The 14,654-nt window shown below is 73.1% G+C and carries 13 protein-coding genes and 1 pseudogene; 4 read left to right on the forward strand and 10 right to left on the reverse strand.

The genetic code is table 11. The features are described from left to right. Positions 1 to 7: 7 nt before the first annotated feature. The gene (locus tag DC008_RS03535; RefSeq protein ID WP_108705669.1) at positions 8 to 1,363 is read left to right on the forward strand and encodes a dipeptidase; all 1,356 of its coding nucleotides are present in this window, start codon (positions 8 to 10) and stop codon (positions 1,361 to 1,363) included. Positions 1,364 to 1,427: 64 nt separating this feature from the next. On the opposite strand, the gene DC008_RS03540 is transcribed toward DC008_RS03535, so the two are convergent. From DC008_RS03540 to DC008_RS03555, 4 genes are all read right to left on the reverse strand, one after another. Then, a complete protein-coding gene (locus DC008_RS03540) occupies positions 1,428 to 2,471 on the reverse strand; it encodes an NUDIX hydrolase (RefSeq protein ID WP_108705670.1) in 1,044 nt (347 codons plus the stop codon). Positions 2,472 to 2,616: 145 nt separating this feature from the next. After that, entirely contained in the window at positions 2,617 to 2,952 is a 336-nt protein-coding gene (locus DC008_RS03545) for a hypothetical protein (RefSeq protein WP_235071902.1), read from the reverse strand. Positions 2,953 to 3,146: 194 nt separating this feature from the next. Next, on the reverse strand, positions 3,147 to 4,139 hold the full coding sequence (locus DC008_RS03550) for a TIGR01777 family oxidoreductase (protein ID WP_108705671.1): 993 nt from the start codon (positions 4,137 to 4,139) through the stop codon (positions 3,147 to 3,149). 97 nt (positions 4,140 to 4,236) lie between these two features. Beyond that, the gene (locus tag DC008_RS03555) at positions 4,237 to 5,190 is read right to left on the reverse strand and encodes an ROK family protein (RefSeq protein ID WP_108705672.1); all 954 of its coding nucleotides are present in this window, start codon (positions 5,188 to 5,190) and stop codon (positions 4,237 to 4,239) included. A gap of 216 nt (positions 5,191 to 5,406) precedes the next feature. Here DC008_RS03555 and DC008_RS03560 point away from each other — a divergent pair, with 216 nt between their 5' ends. Further along, on the forward strand, positions 5,407 to 6,456 hold the full coding sequence (locus DC008_RS03560) for a LacI family DNA-binding transcriptional regulator (RefSeq protein WP_108710551.1): 1,050 nt from the start codon (positions 5,407 to 5,409) through the stop codon (positions 6,454 to 6,456). A gap of 6 nt (positions 6,457 to 6,462) precedes the next feature. Beyond that, a pseudogene (locus DC008_RS03565) lies at positions 6,463 to 7,319 on the forward strand (hypothetical protein). On the opposite strand, the gene DC008_RS03570 reads toward DC008_RS03565, so the two are convergent. From DC008_RS03570 to DC008_RS03595, 6 genes are all read right to left on the reverse strand, one after another. Next, positions 7,265 to 9,082, reverse strand: a complete 1,818-nt coding sequence (locus DC008_RS03570) for a serine/threonine-protein kinase (protein ID WP_108705674.1) — start codon at positions 9,080 to 9,082, stop codon at positions 7,265 to 7,267. The pseudogene DC008_RS03565 and the gene DC008_RS03570 sit on opposite strands and share 55 nt — an antisense overlap. A gap of 290 nt (positions 9,083 to 9,372) precedes the next feature. After that, complete coding sequence (locus DC008_RS03575; protein ID WP_108705675.1) at positions 9,373 to 10,671, reverse strand: DUF6986 family protein; 1,299 nt, start codon at positions 10,669 to 10,671, stop codon at positions 9,373 to 9,375. A 189-nt stretch (positions 10,672 to 10,860) separates the two neighbouring features. Continuing rightward, positions 10,861 to 11,823 (reverse strand): electron transfer flavoprotein subunit alpha/FixB family protein, encoded by a 963-nt coding sequence (locus tag DC008_RS03580; RefSeq protein ID WP_108705676.1) that lies wholly within the window; start codon positions 11,821 to 11,823, stop codon positions 10,861 to 10,863. Between the two features lie 51 nt (positions 11,824 to 11,874). Further along, the gene (locus DC008_RS03585) at positions 11,875 to 12,663 is read right to left on the reverse strand and encodes an electron transfer flavoprotein subunit beta/FixA family protein (protein WP_108705677.1); all 789 of its coding nucleotides are present in this window, start codon (positions 12,661 to 12,663) and stop codon (positions 11,875 to 11,877) included. 242 nt (positions 12,664 to 12,905) lie between these two features. Then, on the reverse strand, positions 12,906 to 13,415 hold the full coding sequence (locus DC008_RS03590; protein WP_108705678.1) for a flavin reductase family protein: 510 nt from the start codon (positions 13,413 to 13,415) through the stop codon (positions 12,906 to 12,908). A gap of 210 nt (positions 13,416 to 13,625) precedes the next feature. Further along, entirely contained in the window at positions 13,626 to 14,039 is a 414-nt protein-coding gene (locus tag DC008_RS03595) for a thioredoxin family protein (protein WP_055622221.1), read from the reverse strand. 76 nt (positions 14,040 to 14,115) lie between these two features. Between DC008_RS03595 and DC008_RS03600 the strand changes: the two genes are divergently transcribed. Then, positions 14,116 to 14,532: a DUF4395 domain-containing protein gene (locus DC008_RS03600; RefSeq protein WP_108705679.1), complete on the forward strand. Its 417-nt coding sequence runs from the start codon at positions 14,116 to 14,118 to the stop codon at positions 14,530 to 14,532. Positions 14,533 to 14,654 lie beyond the last annotated feature (122 nt).

A 14,654-nucleotide genomic window follows, 5' to 3' on the forward strand; every position in this document is an offset into this window, starting at 1 on the left:
CGTGCCCATGTCGTCGATTCCGGTCGCCGAGACCGTCGCCTCGCTGATGCCGAGGGCGAAGGCGGAGCTCACCGAACTGGTGGCCTTCAAGTCGGTGGCGGACTTCGACCAGTTCCCGCGGAGCGAGAGCGAGGGGGCGGCCCGCTGGGTGGCCGACGCGCTGCGCGCCGAGGGCTTCGAGGACGTCGCCCTGCTGGACACCCCCGACGGCACGCAGTCGGTGTACGGGTATCTGCCGGGCCCCGAGGGCGCGAAGACCGTGCTGCTGTACGCCCACTACGACGTGCAGCCCCCGCTGGACGAGGCCGGGTGGAGCACCCCGCCCTTCGAGCTGACCGAGCGCGACGGCCGGTGGTACGGACGCGGCGCCGCCGACTGCAAGGGCGGCGTGATCATGCATCTGCTGGCGCTGCGCGCGCTGAAGGCGGACGGCGGCGTCCCGGTCAACGTGAAGGTGATCGCCGAGGGTTCCGAGGAGATGGGCACCGGCGGCCTGGAGCGGTACGCCGAGGCGCACCCCGAGCTGCTGAAGGCCGACACCATCGTGATCGGCGACTCGGGCAACTTCCGGGTCGGCCTGCCGACGGTCACGACGACGCTGCGCGGAATGACGATGGTCCGCGTGCAGATCGACACCCTCGCCGGGAACCTGCACTCCGGTCAGTTCGGCGGGGCCGCGCCCGACGCGCTGGGCGCGCTGATCCGCGTACTGGACTCGCTGCGCGCCGAGGACGGCTCGACGACGGTCGACGGGCTGACCGGGGAGTCGTCCTGGGAGGGGCTGCAGTACGACGAGGCGCAGTTCCGCGCCGACGCCAAGGTGCTGGACGGGGTGGAGCTGATCGGCTCCGGCACGGTCGCCGACCGGATCTGGGCCCGCCCGGCCGTGACGGTCCTCGGCATCGACTGCCCGCCGGTGGTCGGCGCCACCCCGTCCGTGCAGGCGAGCGCCCGCGCGCTGGTGAGCCTGCGGGTGCCGCCGGGCGTGGACGCGGCCCACGCGACCAAGCTTCTTCAGGCCCATCTGGAGGCCCACACCCCGTGGGGCGCGCGGGTGAGCACCGAGCAGATCGGGCAGGGCCAGGCGTTCCGCGCCGACACGACCAGCCCGGCGTACCGGGCGATGGCCGACGCGATGGCGGTGGCCTACCCGGGCGAGGAGATGCAGTACGCCGGGCAGGGCGGCTCGATCCCGCTGTGCAACACGCTCGCCGCGCTGTACCCGGAGGCGGAGATCCTGCTGATCGGCCTGAGCGAGCCGGAGGCTCAGATCCACGCCGTGAACGAGAGCGTGTCCCCGCAGGAGCTGGAGCGCCTGTCGGTGACGGAGGCCCTGTTCCTGCGGAACTACGCGGGGAGTTGAGCGCGTCCGGGTCGGGGGCACGCCTGGTGCCCCCGCCCGGTCAGGGCGGTGAGGCCCCGCCGGTTCAGGACGGTGCGGGGGTGCCCGCCTCCAGGTACAGGGCCGCCCCTCGCTCGCGGGCCCGTAGCGCCCAGCGCAGCCGCTCGTAGCGCACCGGGGGCAGCAGGTCGGCGGCCTCGGTCTCGGTGACGAAGCGCCACTCCCGTAGCTCGGGGCCGGGCAGCACCAGCCGTTCGGCGTCGGTGGAGTCCAGCCTGCCGCCGTCGAACAGCAGCCGCAGACCGCCGTAGCGGGGCGGCTCGGGCCGCTCCCAGTCGACCACCAGGAGCCGCGGCACGTCCTGGAGCCGTATCCCGGTCTCCTCGGTGACCTCGCGCATACCGCCGCGCGCGGGCGCCTCACCGGGTTCGACGACACCGCCGGGAAACTCCCAGCCGGCCTTGTACGTGGGGTCGACCAGCAGGACGCGGTCCCGTTCGTCGAAGAGGAGCACCCCGGCGGCGAGGGTCTCTGCGGTGGGCTCCGGCGTCTGCACGATGTCGCAGACGGGCACCTCGCCGCTGCCGACCGCCCCGGCGATCCGCACGGCGGTCTCGTACGGCGTCAGGTAGCTGTTGTCGACCGGGTGGGCGTCCGCCACGAGCCACGCGGCGAGCGCGGCACGGTAGGGCTCGATGTGGTCGTAGGACCACTGCCGGACGCGTATCTCGCCGTCGGACGCGTCGGGCGGGATGTCCCGGCCCGCTATCCGGGCGCGCAGGATCGTTTCCGCCGGGGCGAGGAGGACATGCTGGACGGTGATCCGGCGAGCGGCGAGACCGCCGAAGATCTCGTCGCGGTACTCCTGGCGGAGCAGGGTCATGGGGACCACGAGCGTCCCGCCGAGCTCGGCGTGCAGCGCCGCCGCGGTGTCGATCACCAGGCGCCGCCAGATCGGCAGGTCCTGGAAGTCGCCGACCTCGGCCAGGTGTTTGGGTGGCAGCAGATGGCTGAGCGCCGCGCCGATGACCTCGGGGTCGAAGAGCGTGCTGTTCGGGATCAGCTCGATCAGCTCCCGTGCGGTGGTGGTCTTCCCCGCACCGAACGCGCCGTTGATCCAGACGATCACGTTTCCCCCTCTTCTGTTGGCCCCCTGTGGCTTGCCCGCTCCACACTGCCACGGAAACCACTCCCAGGAGAGGGCGCATGACGACGGCGCCGCCCTCCGCTCGGGTGCGGGGTACGGCGCCGTGCGGGCGGGTCGGCGGGGCTCGTCAGCCCTTCTTCCCCGAGGTGCCGTGCGGGGCGTCGTTCACGGCCCGGTCCGCTTCGCGGTTCACGGCCTTGCCGAAGGTGTCCAGGGCCTGATCGACGTCGACCCCGGCCAGCTTGGTCGCACCGGTCGTGCCGAGCCCGTCGATCTTCTTGCCGCTCATGTCCAGCCCGGCGGCCTTGATCTGCCCGCCGGTGAGACCGGGCAGCCCGGTGTCGGGGGCGCCGTTGCCGGTGCCGGGAGGGCCCGCCGGCTCCGCCGAGTGCGACGGGGTGACGGCGGCGACGACGAATCCGGTGGCCAGGGAGGCGATGGCGAGCATGCTGCGCTTCTTCATGCCCGGTCCAACTGCCAAAACGCCCCACCGGTCACGCCCAGGACCGGGAGGGATCGGACGACGGCCGGCCCTCCGTCCACCCGAGGCCCCCGCGCCCGCTCCCGACGGCGTCGGCGGCCTCGCCCCACACCCGGCCTCACGCGCCGCCGCAGGAGCCCCTCGGCCGCCTCCGACCACTCGGCAGGGTCCGGCGGTTACGCCCCCGCCCGGGACCGATCGGACGACGGTCCGATCCCTGCCCCGCGCCGCACCGAAGCACGCCGCGCCAGCAGTTCCCTCGCCGCTTCCGGCCACGTCGGGTGGGTGAAGTCGAAGCCGGTGTCGAGGAGTCGGCCGGGGAGCACCCGGCGGCTCTTGAGCAGCAGTTCGGTGTCGGAGCGCAGGGCGAAGGCGCCGATCTCGGCCATCGCCTTCGTGGCGGGCAGGCCGACGGGGACGTGCGCGGCGGAGCGCAGGGCGCTCATGAAGGCGCGCTGCGGAAGCGGCTCCGGGGCTGCGAGGTTGACCGGCCCGGACAGGTCGTCCCGGGCGATCAGGTACTCGACGGCACGGACGAAGTCGTGCTCGTGGATCCAGGAGACGTACTGCCGGCCGCCCGCGACGGGACCGCCGAGCCCCAGGCGCACCAGCCGCAGAAGGACGTCGAAGACCCCGCCCCGGTCCGGGCTCATCACCATCGCGGCGCGCAGGGCCACCTTGCGGGTGTCCGGGGTGTCGGCCTCGTCCAGGGCCCGCTCCCACGCCTTGGCGATGTCGACGCTGTAGGACCAGTAGCCCGGCACGTCGGGCTCCTGGCCGCCGATGACGCCGGTCGCCTCGTCGTTGGGCGCGTCGAAGCGGTGGGCGTACACGGTGGCCGTGCTCATCTGCAGCCAGACCCGCGGCGGCCGGGCGGCGCCCGCGATCGCCTCGCCGACGACCTCGGTCGAGCGGACCCGCGAGTCCATCATCGCCTTGAGGTTGGGCGCGGTGTAGCGGCAGCTGACGCTGCGCCCGGCCAGGTTGACGACGACGTCGCTGCCGTCGATCTCCGCGGCCCACGCCCCCAGCGTCGTACCGTCCCAGCCGACCTCGCCGGCCCGGCCCGGACGCCGGGTCAGGACGACGACCTCGTGACCGGCCGCGCTCAGCGCACGGTTCAGCATGGTGCCGACCTGCCCGGTGCCACCGGGAATCACGATCTTCATGGGGTCCCCTCTCATCGCCCGAGGTCGACCCTAGCCCATTGTTGAACGTGTTCAAAACATTGGCGGCCATCGCCGATGGCGCCCCCGGGGGGTCGGTTCAGACTCCCGCCGCCGCCACGCCCGTCCGGCCGGCCAGCGCGGCCGCGGCGGCGCCGACCAGCCCCGCGTCGGTGCCCATGCGCGCGGGCGCGACGGTCAGGCGCTGGACGAAGGAGAGCGTGGCGTAGTCGGCGAGTGCCTTGCGCAGCGGTGCGAACAGCACGTCGCCCGCCTTGCCGACGCCCCCGCCGATCACCGCGATGTCGATCTCGACGAGGGTCGCGGTGGCCGCGATCCCGGCGGCCAGGGCCCGCGCGGCCCGCTCGAAGGAGGCCACGGCGACGGGGTCGCCCTCCCGTGCGGCGGCGGCCACCGCGGCGGCGGAGGTGTCGCCGTCCGGGCCCGGTCGCCAGCCGGCGTCCAGGGCCCGGCGGGCGATGTTCGGGCCGCTCGCGATGCGCTCCACGCAGCCGCGCGCGCCGCACGGGCACAGGTCACCGTCGAGATCCACGCTGATGTGGCCGATGTGACCGGCGTTGCCGGTAGGCCCGGGGTGCAGCCGCCCGCCCAGCACCAGACCGCCGCCGACACCCGTGGAGACCACCATGCACAGCGCGTTGTCGTGCCCCTGGGCGGCGCCCAGCCAGTGCTCGGCGGCGGTGATGGCCACGCCGTCGCCGATCAGCTCGACGGGCAGCCCGCCGGTCGCCTCCCTGACCCGGCGCACCAGCGGGTAGCCGCGCCAGCCGGGGACGTTCACGGGGCTGACGGTGCCCGCCGAGGCGTCCACCGGTCCCGCGCTGCCGATCCCGAGCGCCGCGACCTGCCCCCACAGCGGCGAGGCGGCGAGCTCCTGGACGACCTCCTCGACGGCCCGCATCACGGTCTCGCCGTCCTCCTGCGCCGGGGTCGGGCGCTGCGCCCGGACGGCGATGGTGCCGTGACCGTCCACCAGCGCTCCGGCGATCTTGGTGCCGCCGATGTCGAGCGCAGCCACGAGGTCGTTGTGCATCTGATTCAGTTCTCCCCGTCAACCATTCGGAACTCCCGCCCACGACGGGAATCGGACGCGCCGGTCTGGCGGTGGGGGCGCAGGCCGGAGATTGCGGTGGACAGTGTCTCCCGGATCTGACAACGTTGTCCAGGCTCTATGCTCGACGCCACATCCTCATACAAGCCCATGGACCGCCGCAGCTCCGTGGACGAGAACAGGACAGGACACCGCATCGTGCCCGAGACCATCCGCCGATCCGACCGACTTCCCGAGAGCCGCTACGGCAACCGTCCGACCATGAAGGACGTCGCCGCGCGTGCCGGAGTCGGTCTGAAGACCGTCTCGCGCGTGGTCAACGGGGAGCCCGGAGTCACACCGGAGACGGAGCGCCGCGTCCAGGAGGCCATCGACGCCCTCGGCTTCCGCCGCAACGACAGCGCCCGGGTGCTGCGCAAGGGCCGTACGGCGAGTATCGGACTGGTCCTGGAGGATCTCGCGGACCCCTTCTACGGTCCGCTGAGCCGGGCGGTGGAGGAGGTGGCCCGGGCGCACGGCGCCCTGCTCATCAACGGCTCCAGCGCCGAGGACCCGGACCGTGAGCAGGAGCTGGCGCTCGCGCTGTGCGCACGGCGCGTGGACGGCCTGGTGGTCATCCCGGCCGGTGACGACCACCGGTATCTGGAGCCCGAGCTGAAGGCCGGCGTCGCGACCGTGTTCGTGGACCGTCCGGCGGGGCAGATCGACGCCGACTGCGTCCTGTCCGACAACTTCGGCGGCGCCCGCGACGGCGTCGCCCACCTGATCGCCCACGGGCACCGCCGGATCGGCTTCATCGGCGACATGCCCCGCATCCACACGGCCGCCGAGCGGCTGCGCGGCTACCGGGCCGCCATGGAGGACGCCGGGATACCGGTCGAGGACGCCTGGATGTCGCTCGGGGTGACGGACCCGGATCGGGTGCGCCGGGCCGCGGAGGACATGCTCACCGGGCCCTCCCCCGTCACCGCGATCTTCACCGGCAACAACCGGGTGACCGTCACCGTCATCCGGGTCCTGGCCGCGCAGAGCCGCCGGGTCGCCCTCGTGGGCTTCGACGACATCGAGCTCGCCGATCTGCTGCAGCCCGGTGTCACCGTGGTCGCGCAGGACGCCGCCGCCCTCGGCCGCACCGCCGCCGAGCGGCTGTTCAGCCAGCTGGACGGCACGCTGGTCGCCCCCGAGCGCATCGAGCTGCCGACCCGCCTCGTCACCCGCGGCTCCGGCGAGCTGCCGCCCGAGAGCTGAGCGGGGATGGACGGCGCGTCCGGGCGGGCGGAGGCGAGGACCGGGGACGGCGGCCGCACGCTGGAGGCGCTGGGCCTGGCCGAGTCGCCCCACGACCATCCGCTGCTCTACCCGGGCGCCTGGCCGAACGACTCCGCGCTCCTCGACGGTGATCTGCTGCTGCCCCTGGACCGCCTGGTGCACGACGGGCGGACCCCGGTCCTCGCCGTGGGCTCCAACGCCTGCCCCGCCCAACTGCGCCGGAAGATGGAGGCGTTCGGGATCGACTCGCCGGTGCCCCTGGTGAAGACGCGGGTGACGGGACTCGCGGTGGGCGTCTCCGCGCATGTGAGCCGCCTCGGCTATCTGGCCGCCGCGCCGTTCCTCGCGCCCGGCCGGGTCACCGAACTGTTCCTGACCTGGCTGGACGACGAACAGCTCGCGGTGATCGACGCCAGCGAGGGCGTGCCCCGGCCCGACGGCAACTACGCCCGCGCCTGGCTGCCCGCGCCGGACGTAGGGATCGTCCTGGCCGACGGCACGTCACTCCCCGGCGCCCACGTCTACGTCAACCGCCACGGCGTCCTGCACGACGGCACCGGCGCCCCGCGCACCCACCCCGGCCAGCGGCCGCTGCTCACCGAACTGCTGTCGGGGTCGGTTCGGTTGAGGGAGCTGTTCGGGGTCACCCCGGAGGAGTTCAGCGCCCGGGTGCGTGCGGACATACGCCTGTGCGCGCTCGGCACAGAGGTGTTCGCGCGCGAGAAGCTGGTGACGCCGTCGGGGCTCGAGCCGTACGTCTGAGCCGTACGGCCGTCCGGGGCCGAGGTCAGCAGACCGGGAGGCCCGGCACCGGCTCGTCGTTGTCGCCGCCCTTGATGTAGACGTCGCTGACGAAGACACCGGTGTTGCCGCTGTCGTCGTCGGTCTTCGCCCACCAGACGTTCGTCCAGCGGCCGGACGTCTCGCGACGGCCGAGGTTCTGCTGGCAGTAGAAGTAGTTGGTGCCCGCGTTGAGGATGCCCGCCTTGGCGCCGGCGGCGGTGTAGGAGTCCGCCGTCCTCCAGACCTCGCAGTTGTACTTGCCGCCGCCGATGGGGTGGCAGGCCGCGGCGGGCGTGGAGGGGTCGTCGCCCCCGCCCGTCGGCCCGCCGTCGCCCTCGCCCTCGCCGTCGTCGCCCGCGCCGGGGGCACCGCCCGCCGTCCTACTGGGGGTGGCGTCGTCGGGCCGCTCGGAGGGCTTCCGGTCGGCTGACCGGCTCTCGTCGCCGGTGGGGTCGGACGAGGCCGCCTCGTCCCGCTCGGTCAGCCCGGCGTCGCCCGTACGGCCGGTCTCCTGGCTGCCGTTGGCCCGTACGGACGGGCCGGTGGTCGTGGGGGACGCGGTCCCCGCCGATTCGGTCCCGGACTTGCCGTCGCGGTTGCTGAGCAGGGCGACGGTCGTCCCGCTCACGGCGAGGACGAGGGCGACGGCAGCGGCGGCGAGCAGCACGCGACGGCGGGAGCGTGAACCGGAGGAGGGGGCGAGGGGGCTGGTGGAGCTGGGGTTGTGCGGTCCGGGGTACGGCTGCTGCCCTGGGTCGACAGGCCCATGGCCCGGGGCCGTAGGACCGTCCTGGGCGGCGGCCCCGAAGCCCTGCGATGCCGTGGGCCCGTCGGCGTCCTGCCCGCCGACTCCGAAGCGGGGAGCGCCCGGCAGCCCGGAGGCAGGAACACCGTCACCGGCCGGGGCGCCGGAGGTGTCCGCCGCCACCGAGGGCCCCCGCAACGCCGTCGTCGGGGTGTCCGTGCCGGCGTCCGCCACCGTCTGGAGGAGGTCGCGGGCCTCCTCGGCCTCGGGGCGGGACTCGGGGCGCTTGTCCAGCAGGCGTTCCAGGACCGGGGCGAGGGGCCCGGCCCGGCGCGGCGCGGGCAGGGGCTCGCCGACGATGGCGGTGAGCGTGGAGAAGGTCGAGGTGCGCCGGAAGGGCGCCGAGCCCTCGACGGCGGCGTACAGCGTGGCGCCGAGCGCCCAGACGTCCGAGGAGGGTCCCGGCTCGGCGCCCTGGGCCCGCTCGGGCGCCAGGTAGTCGAGAGAGCCCACGAGTTGACCGGTGCGGGTCAGCTGGGTCGCGGAGCCGTCGCCAGGGTCGTCCATCGTCGCGATGCCGAAGTCGGTGAGGACGACACGGCCGGAGGTCTCCAGCAGGATGTTGCCGGGCTTGACGTCCCGGTGCAGGACACCGGCCCGGTGGGCGGCGGCCAGCGCGTCCATGACCTTGGCGCCGATGCGGGCCGCCTCGTACGGGTCGAGGGTGCCGCGTTCGCGCAGCACCGCCTCCAGCGAGGGTCCGTCCACGAGTTCCATGACGATGAGTGGACGGCCGTCGACCTCGGCGATGTCGTGCACGGCGACGACGCCGGGGTGCCGGATCCGGGCCGCCGCGCGGGCCTCGCGCCGCATCCGCAGCCGCAGATCGGCGAGTTCGGGACCGCCGGCGTCGGAGAAGGTACGGAGTTCCTTGACGGCCACCTCACGGCCGAGGACCTCGTCGACCGCCCGCCGGACGACCCCCATGCCGCCGCGTCCGAGCTGTGCCACCACCCGATAGCGTCCGGCCAGCAGCCTGCCGGGCTCCTCCACCTGTCCGTTCTCCCCCGAAGACACCCGCAACCCCGTCCTGTGGCCCGTCCTTGCGTGCCGTACAGCCTACGGGGCGCGTGTGACGGCGTGGGCGACCGAGGGCCGGGCGCCCGGGGGCGCGAACAACGGCGTACGTGCGCCGACGCGACCCGCCCGAACGGCGGCGACGTCAGCTTACCGATGTCGTCAGGCCGCCGCGCCGAGGCGACGCGTACCCCTCCCCCGTCTCGCACGGGTCAGCCCGAGGAGCCGAACCACCTCGCCGATGCCCCGGCCGCGCAGCGGTCACGCGACCCCGCCGGCCGGCACCCGCTTCAGCTTCCCGAAGCCGTCAGATCGCCGCGCCGAGGCGACGCGTACCCCTCCAGATCGGCACGCGTCAGCCCGGTCAGTCGGGCCACCTCTCCGATGTCCAGAGCCCCGCAGTCCAGCCCGCGCAGCAGATAGCCGCTCAGTGCCTTGGCGGTGGCGGGCTCGTCCATGACGTCGCCGCCGGCCCGGTTGGCGTAGCGGGCGAGACGGGCGGCGGCCTGTTCGAAGCCCTCGCGGTAGAAGGCGAAGACGGCCGCGTACCGGGTGGGGAGGTGGCCGGGGTGCATGTCCCAGCCCTGGTAGTAGGCGCGGGCGAGCGCGCGGCGGGTGAGGCCGTAGTGGAGCCGCCAGGCCGCGTGGACCTTCTCGGCCGGGCCGACGGGCAGGACGTTCGTCGAGCCGTCGCAGACGCGGACGCCGGTGCCGGCCGCAGCGACCTGCATGACGGCCTTGGCGTGGTCGGCGGCCGGGTGGTCGCCGGCCTGGTACGCGGCGGAGACGCCGAGGCAGGCGCTGTAGTCGAAGGTGCCGTAGTGCAGTCCGGTGGCACGTCCCTCGGCGGCCTGGATCATACGGGCGACGGTGGCGGTGCCGTCGGCGGCGAGGATGGCCTGGCTGGTCTCGATCTGGATCTCGAAGCCGATCCGGCCGGCGTCCAGGCCGTGGGCCTTCTCGAACGCCTCCAACAGGCGCACCATGGCGGTGACCTGCTCGGGATAGGTGACCTTGGGCAGGGTGAGGAGCAGTCCGCCGGGCAGCCCGCCGGCCTCGATCAGGCCGGTGAGGAAGATGTCGAGGGTGCGGATGCCCCGGGCACGTACGGGCGCCTCCATGCACTTCATACGGATGCCCATGTACGGGGCGGCCGTCCCGTCCCGGTAGGCCTGGGCGATCAGCCGGGCCGCTCGGCCGGCGGTCTCGTCCTCCTCGGTGTCGGGGCGGGGCCCGTAGCCGTCCTCGAAGTCGACCCGCAGGTCTTCCACGGGCTCGCGTTCCAGCTTGGCGCGGACCCGGCTGTACACCGGCTCGGCGAGGTCGTCGCAGAGGCCGAGCGCGGCCGCGAAGGACGCGGCGTCCGGGGCGTGTTCGTCGAGCGAGGCGAGCGCCCGGTCGCCCCAGGTGCCTACGGTGTCGGCGGCGAAGACGTCGCCGGGGACGTAGACGGTGTGGACGGGCTGACGGGTGCCGGGATCACCGGGGTAGCGGCGCTCCAGCTCGGCGTCGACCGGGGCGAGGGAGGCGTCGATCTCCTCGCTGACGGCACCCGCGAGGCTCGTCGTCACCTTCTCCTGCTGGCCCATTCCCACACCCTCCGCTTCCGCGATACGGAATCAACAATCCGTTGAATGACGGTATCCGGAGTCCTTCCGGCTGGTCAACACCGTGTCCACGGGCGGCGGTCCGCCCGCCTCCCTCCCATCATCGGACGCACGAGGCCCCCGTGACCGTCGGAAACGGTCACGGGGGCCTCGGGCGCAGCCGGTGGGAGATCAGCCCTTGCGGGCGTTGATCTCCTCGGTCAGGGCCGGCACGACGTCGAACAGGTCGCCGACGACGCCGTAGTCGACCAGCTCGAAGATCGGGGCCTCGGCGTCCTTGTTGATCGCCACGATCGTCTTCGAGGTCTGCATGCCCGCGCGGTGCTGGATCGCGCCGGAGATGCCGGAGGCGATGTACAGCTGCGGCGAGACCGACTTGCCGGTCTGGCCGACCTGGTTGGTGTGCGGGTACCAGCCGGCGTCGACCGCGGCACGCGAGGCGCCGACGGCCGCGCCGAGCGAGTCGGCGAGCGCCTCGATGATCGCGAAGTTCTCGGCGCCGTTGACGCCACGGCCGCCGGAGACGACGATCGCGGCCTCGGTCAGCTCAGGACGGCCGGTCGACTCACGCGGCGTGCGCGCGGTGACCTTGGTGCCGGTCGCGGCGGCGGAGAAGGTCACGGAGAGGGCCTCGACCGCACCGGCGGCCGGAGCGGCCTCCACGGCGGCCGAGTTCGGCTTGACCGTGATGACCGGGGTGCCCTTGGAGACACGGGACTTGGTGGTGAAGGAGGCGGCGAACACCGACTGGGTGGCCACCGGGCCCTCGTCGCCGGCCTCGAGGTCGACGGCGTCGGTGATGATGCCGGAGCCGATGCGCAGCGCCAGACGGGCGGCGATCTCCTTGCCCTCGGCGGAGGACGGCACGAGGACGGCGGCCGGGGAGACGGCCTCGACGGCGGCCTGGAGGGCGTCGACCTTGGGCACGACCAGGTAGTCGGCGTACTCGGCGGCCTCGTGGGTGAGGACCTTGACGGCGCCGTGCTCGGCGAGGGTGGCGGCGGTGTCACCGGCGCCGTTGCCCAGCGCGACGGCGACGGGCTCGCCGACGCGGCGGGCCAGCGTCAGCAGCTCCAGGGTGGGCTTGCGGACGGCGCCGTCCACGTGGTCGACGTAGACGAGAACTTCAGCCATGGGATTGCTCTCCTGCGAAACGAAGTTGAGGGGCGGTCGGCGTGTCGAGCCTTAGACGAACTTCTGGCTCGCGAGGTACTCGGCGAGCTGCTTGCCGCCCTCGCCCTCGTCCTTGACGATCGTGCCGGCGGTACGGGCCGGACGCTCGGCCGCGCCGTCGACGACGGTGTAGGCGCCCTCGAGACCGACCTCCTCGGCCTCGATGTCGAGGTCCGACAGGTCCCAGGACTCCACCGGCTTCTTCTTGGCGGCCATGATGCCCTTGAAGGACGGGTAGCGCGCCTCGCCCGACTGGTCCGTGACGGACACGACGGCCGGCAGGGAGGCCTCCAGCTGCTCGGAGGCGGCGTCGCCGTCACGGCGGCCCTTGACGGTGCCGTCCTCGACGGTGACCTCGGACAGCAGGGTGACCTGCGGGACGCCCAGGCGCTCGGCCAGCAGGGCCGGGACGACGCCCATGGTGCCGTCGGTGGAGGCCATGCCGGAGACGACCAGGTCGTAGCCGGCCTTCTCGATCGCCTTGGCCAGCACCAGGGAGGTGCCGATGGCGTCGGTGCCGTGCAGGTCGTCGTCCTCGACGTGGATGGCCTTGTCGGCACCCATGGACAGCGCCTTGCGCAGGGCGTCCTTGGCATCCTCGGGGCCGACCGTCAGGACGGTGACCTCGACGTCGTCGTCGGAGTTCTCGGAGATCTGCAGCGCCTGTTCGACGGCGTACTCGTCGAGCTCGGAGAGCAGACCGTCCACGTCGTCCCGGTCGACGGTCAGGTCATCGGCGAAGTGCCGGTCGCCAGTGGCGTCGGGCACGTACTTCACGGTGACAACGATCCTCAAGCTCACGCCGGCTCTCCTACTGCGTCGACATTTCTCTGCTGCCTCTTGCAGGCAGCATAGGCGCCCCAAGTGGCCGATCCCGATCGGGGCGACCCGCGCTCCGAGCGAGATATTACTCGTCAGTACACCCAGTTCGTTCCCGCTAAGCAAGCGCTTTGAACTGTGACCTTTGCAACGCAGCGTAATCGGAATCCGACGGCTTCGCAGAACGCCCGCGGCGCCTGTCCGGTCACACGCCCCCGGTGACCTCAGTCACGCAGGCCGTTGAACCGGCCCTGGTGGTACAGCAGCGGACGGCCCTGCCCGGAGGGGTCGCCGCGGACGACCTCGGCGAGCACGATGCGGTGATCGCCCGCGGGCACGCGCGCCACCACCCGGCACACCATCCACGCGAGCACCCCGTCCAGCACCGGGACCCCCTCGGGGCCCTCCCGCCAGACCGTCGGCGGCCCGAAGCGGTCGGCACCGCTGCGGGCGAAGGTCGCGGCCAGGTCCTGCTGGTGCTCGCCGAGTATGTGGACGCCGACATGGTCCGTCGCGGCGATGACCGGCCAGCTGGAGGCACCGGCGCCGACGCCGAAGGACAGCATCGGAGGCTCGGCGGAGACGGAGCTGAGGGAGGTCGCCGTGAAGCCGGCGAGGCCCTGCTCACCGCGTGCGGTGATCACCGCCACACCGGCGGCATGGCGCCGGAAGACGGAGCGGAGCAGATCGGGAGAGGCGAGCTGAGCGGTGTCCAGGCCGGGAGAGGCCGTCATGGAGTTGTCCTTCTGCGAGGGGATGCGGGGCGGTCCGGGGCGGTTCAACAGCCCGGACAGCGCGCGCCCACGGTGCGGGCCGGTTCGGCGGGGGCCCGGCCGAAGAGAAGGAGTTCCTCACCCATACGTGTCAGGCTGACGATAGGTGGTCCGCACAGTCAAGTGCGTCCCGGCATGTGGGAGATGACTCACCCTCGGCCGCACGGCCCCTCAGACCGCCTCACCCAGAGCCGCGATGACGTCGGCCTTCCGGGGCTGCCCGGTGGCCCGCCGCACCACGGCCCCGTCGGCGTCCAGGACCAGCACGGTCGGCGTCTTGAGGATGTCGAGCCGCCGTACGAGGTCGAGGTGCGCCTCGGCGTCGATCTCGATGTGGCGCACGCCCGGGACGATGCCGGCGACCTCGCCCAGCACGCGCCGGGTGGCCCGGCAGGGGGCGCAGAAGGCGCTGGAGAACTGTACGAGCGTGGCGCGCTCGCCGAGCTCGCCGCCCAACTCGCCCGCGCCGAGCCGCTTTCCGTCGTCGCGCCCGCGCACCCGTACCCTCCCGCTCCGCCGCCGCTGCAGCACTCCGTAGGCGCTCGCCACCGCCAGCACCGCCACGCACACCATGAGTCCGGTCATCACCCTGCTCAAGCATTCACAGGACTGCAAAGATTCCCGTCTCCCGGAAGTCTGTCCGTTGCGGAATGCTTGATTCATGGACATCGATGTGAGGGGGCCGCGCTTCGGGGCGGCCGTGACGACCGTGGTATTGGCGGTCGTCCTGGTCACGGGGAGCGCCTGGCTGCTGGCCTGGCAGACGCTGGCGTTCGCGCTGGGCGCCGCGGGCGGGGTGGGGCGGTCGCCCTACGGGGTGCTGTTCCGCCGGGTGGTGCGGCCGCGGCTCGGGCCGCCGACCGCCTTCGAGGCGCCGGAGCCGCCGCGCTTCGCGCAGGCCGTGGGCCTCGTCTTCGCGGTCGTCGGGCTCGTCGGCTACACGCTGGGACCGCAGTGGCTCGGCCTGGCCGCCACCGGCGCCGCCCTGGCCGCCGCGTTCCTCAACGCCGTTTTCGGGTACTGCCTGGGGTGTGAGATGTACCTGCTCGTACGGCGGATGACGGTGCGCGCCGGGTAAAGGGCGATCCAAAGCACGAGGTGGATCAAGGTGGGGACGTGACGAGGATCTCGCGGCATCCGGGCACTTGGGCTTGGCCCTCGGCCGTTCTTCGGGCACGATCGGCGACAAGCCGTAAACCT

Origin of the sequence: Streptomyces nigra (genome assembly GCF_003074055.1) — a bacterium.
GTDB lineage: Bacteria > Actinomycetota > Actinomycetes > Streptomycetales > Streptomycetaceae > Streptomyces > Streptomyces nigra.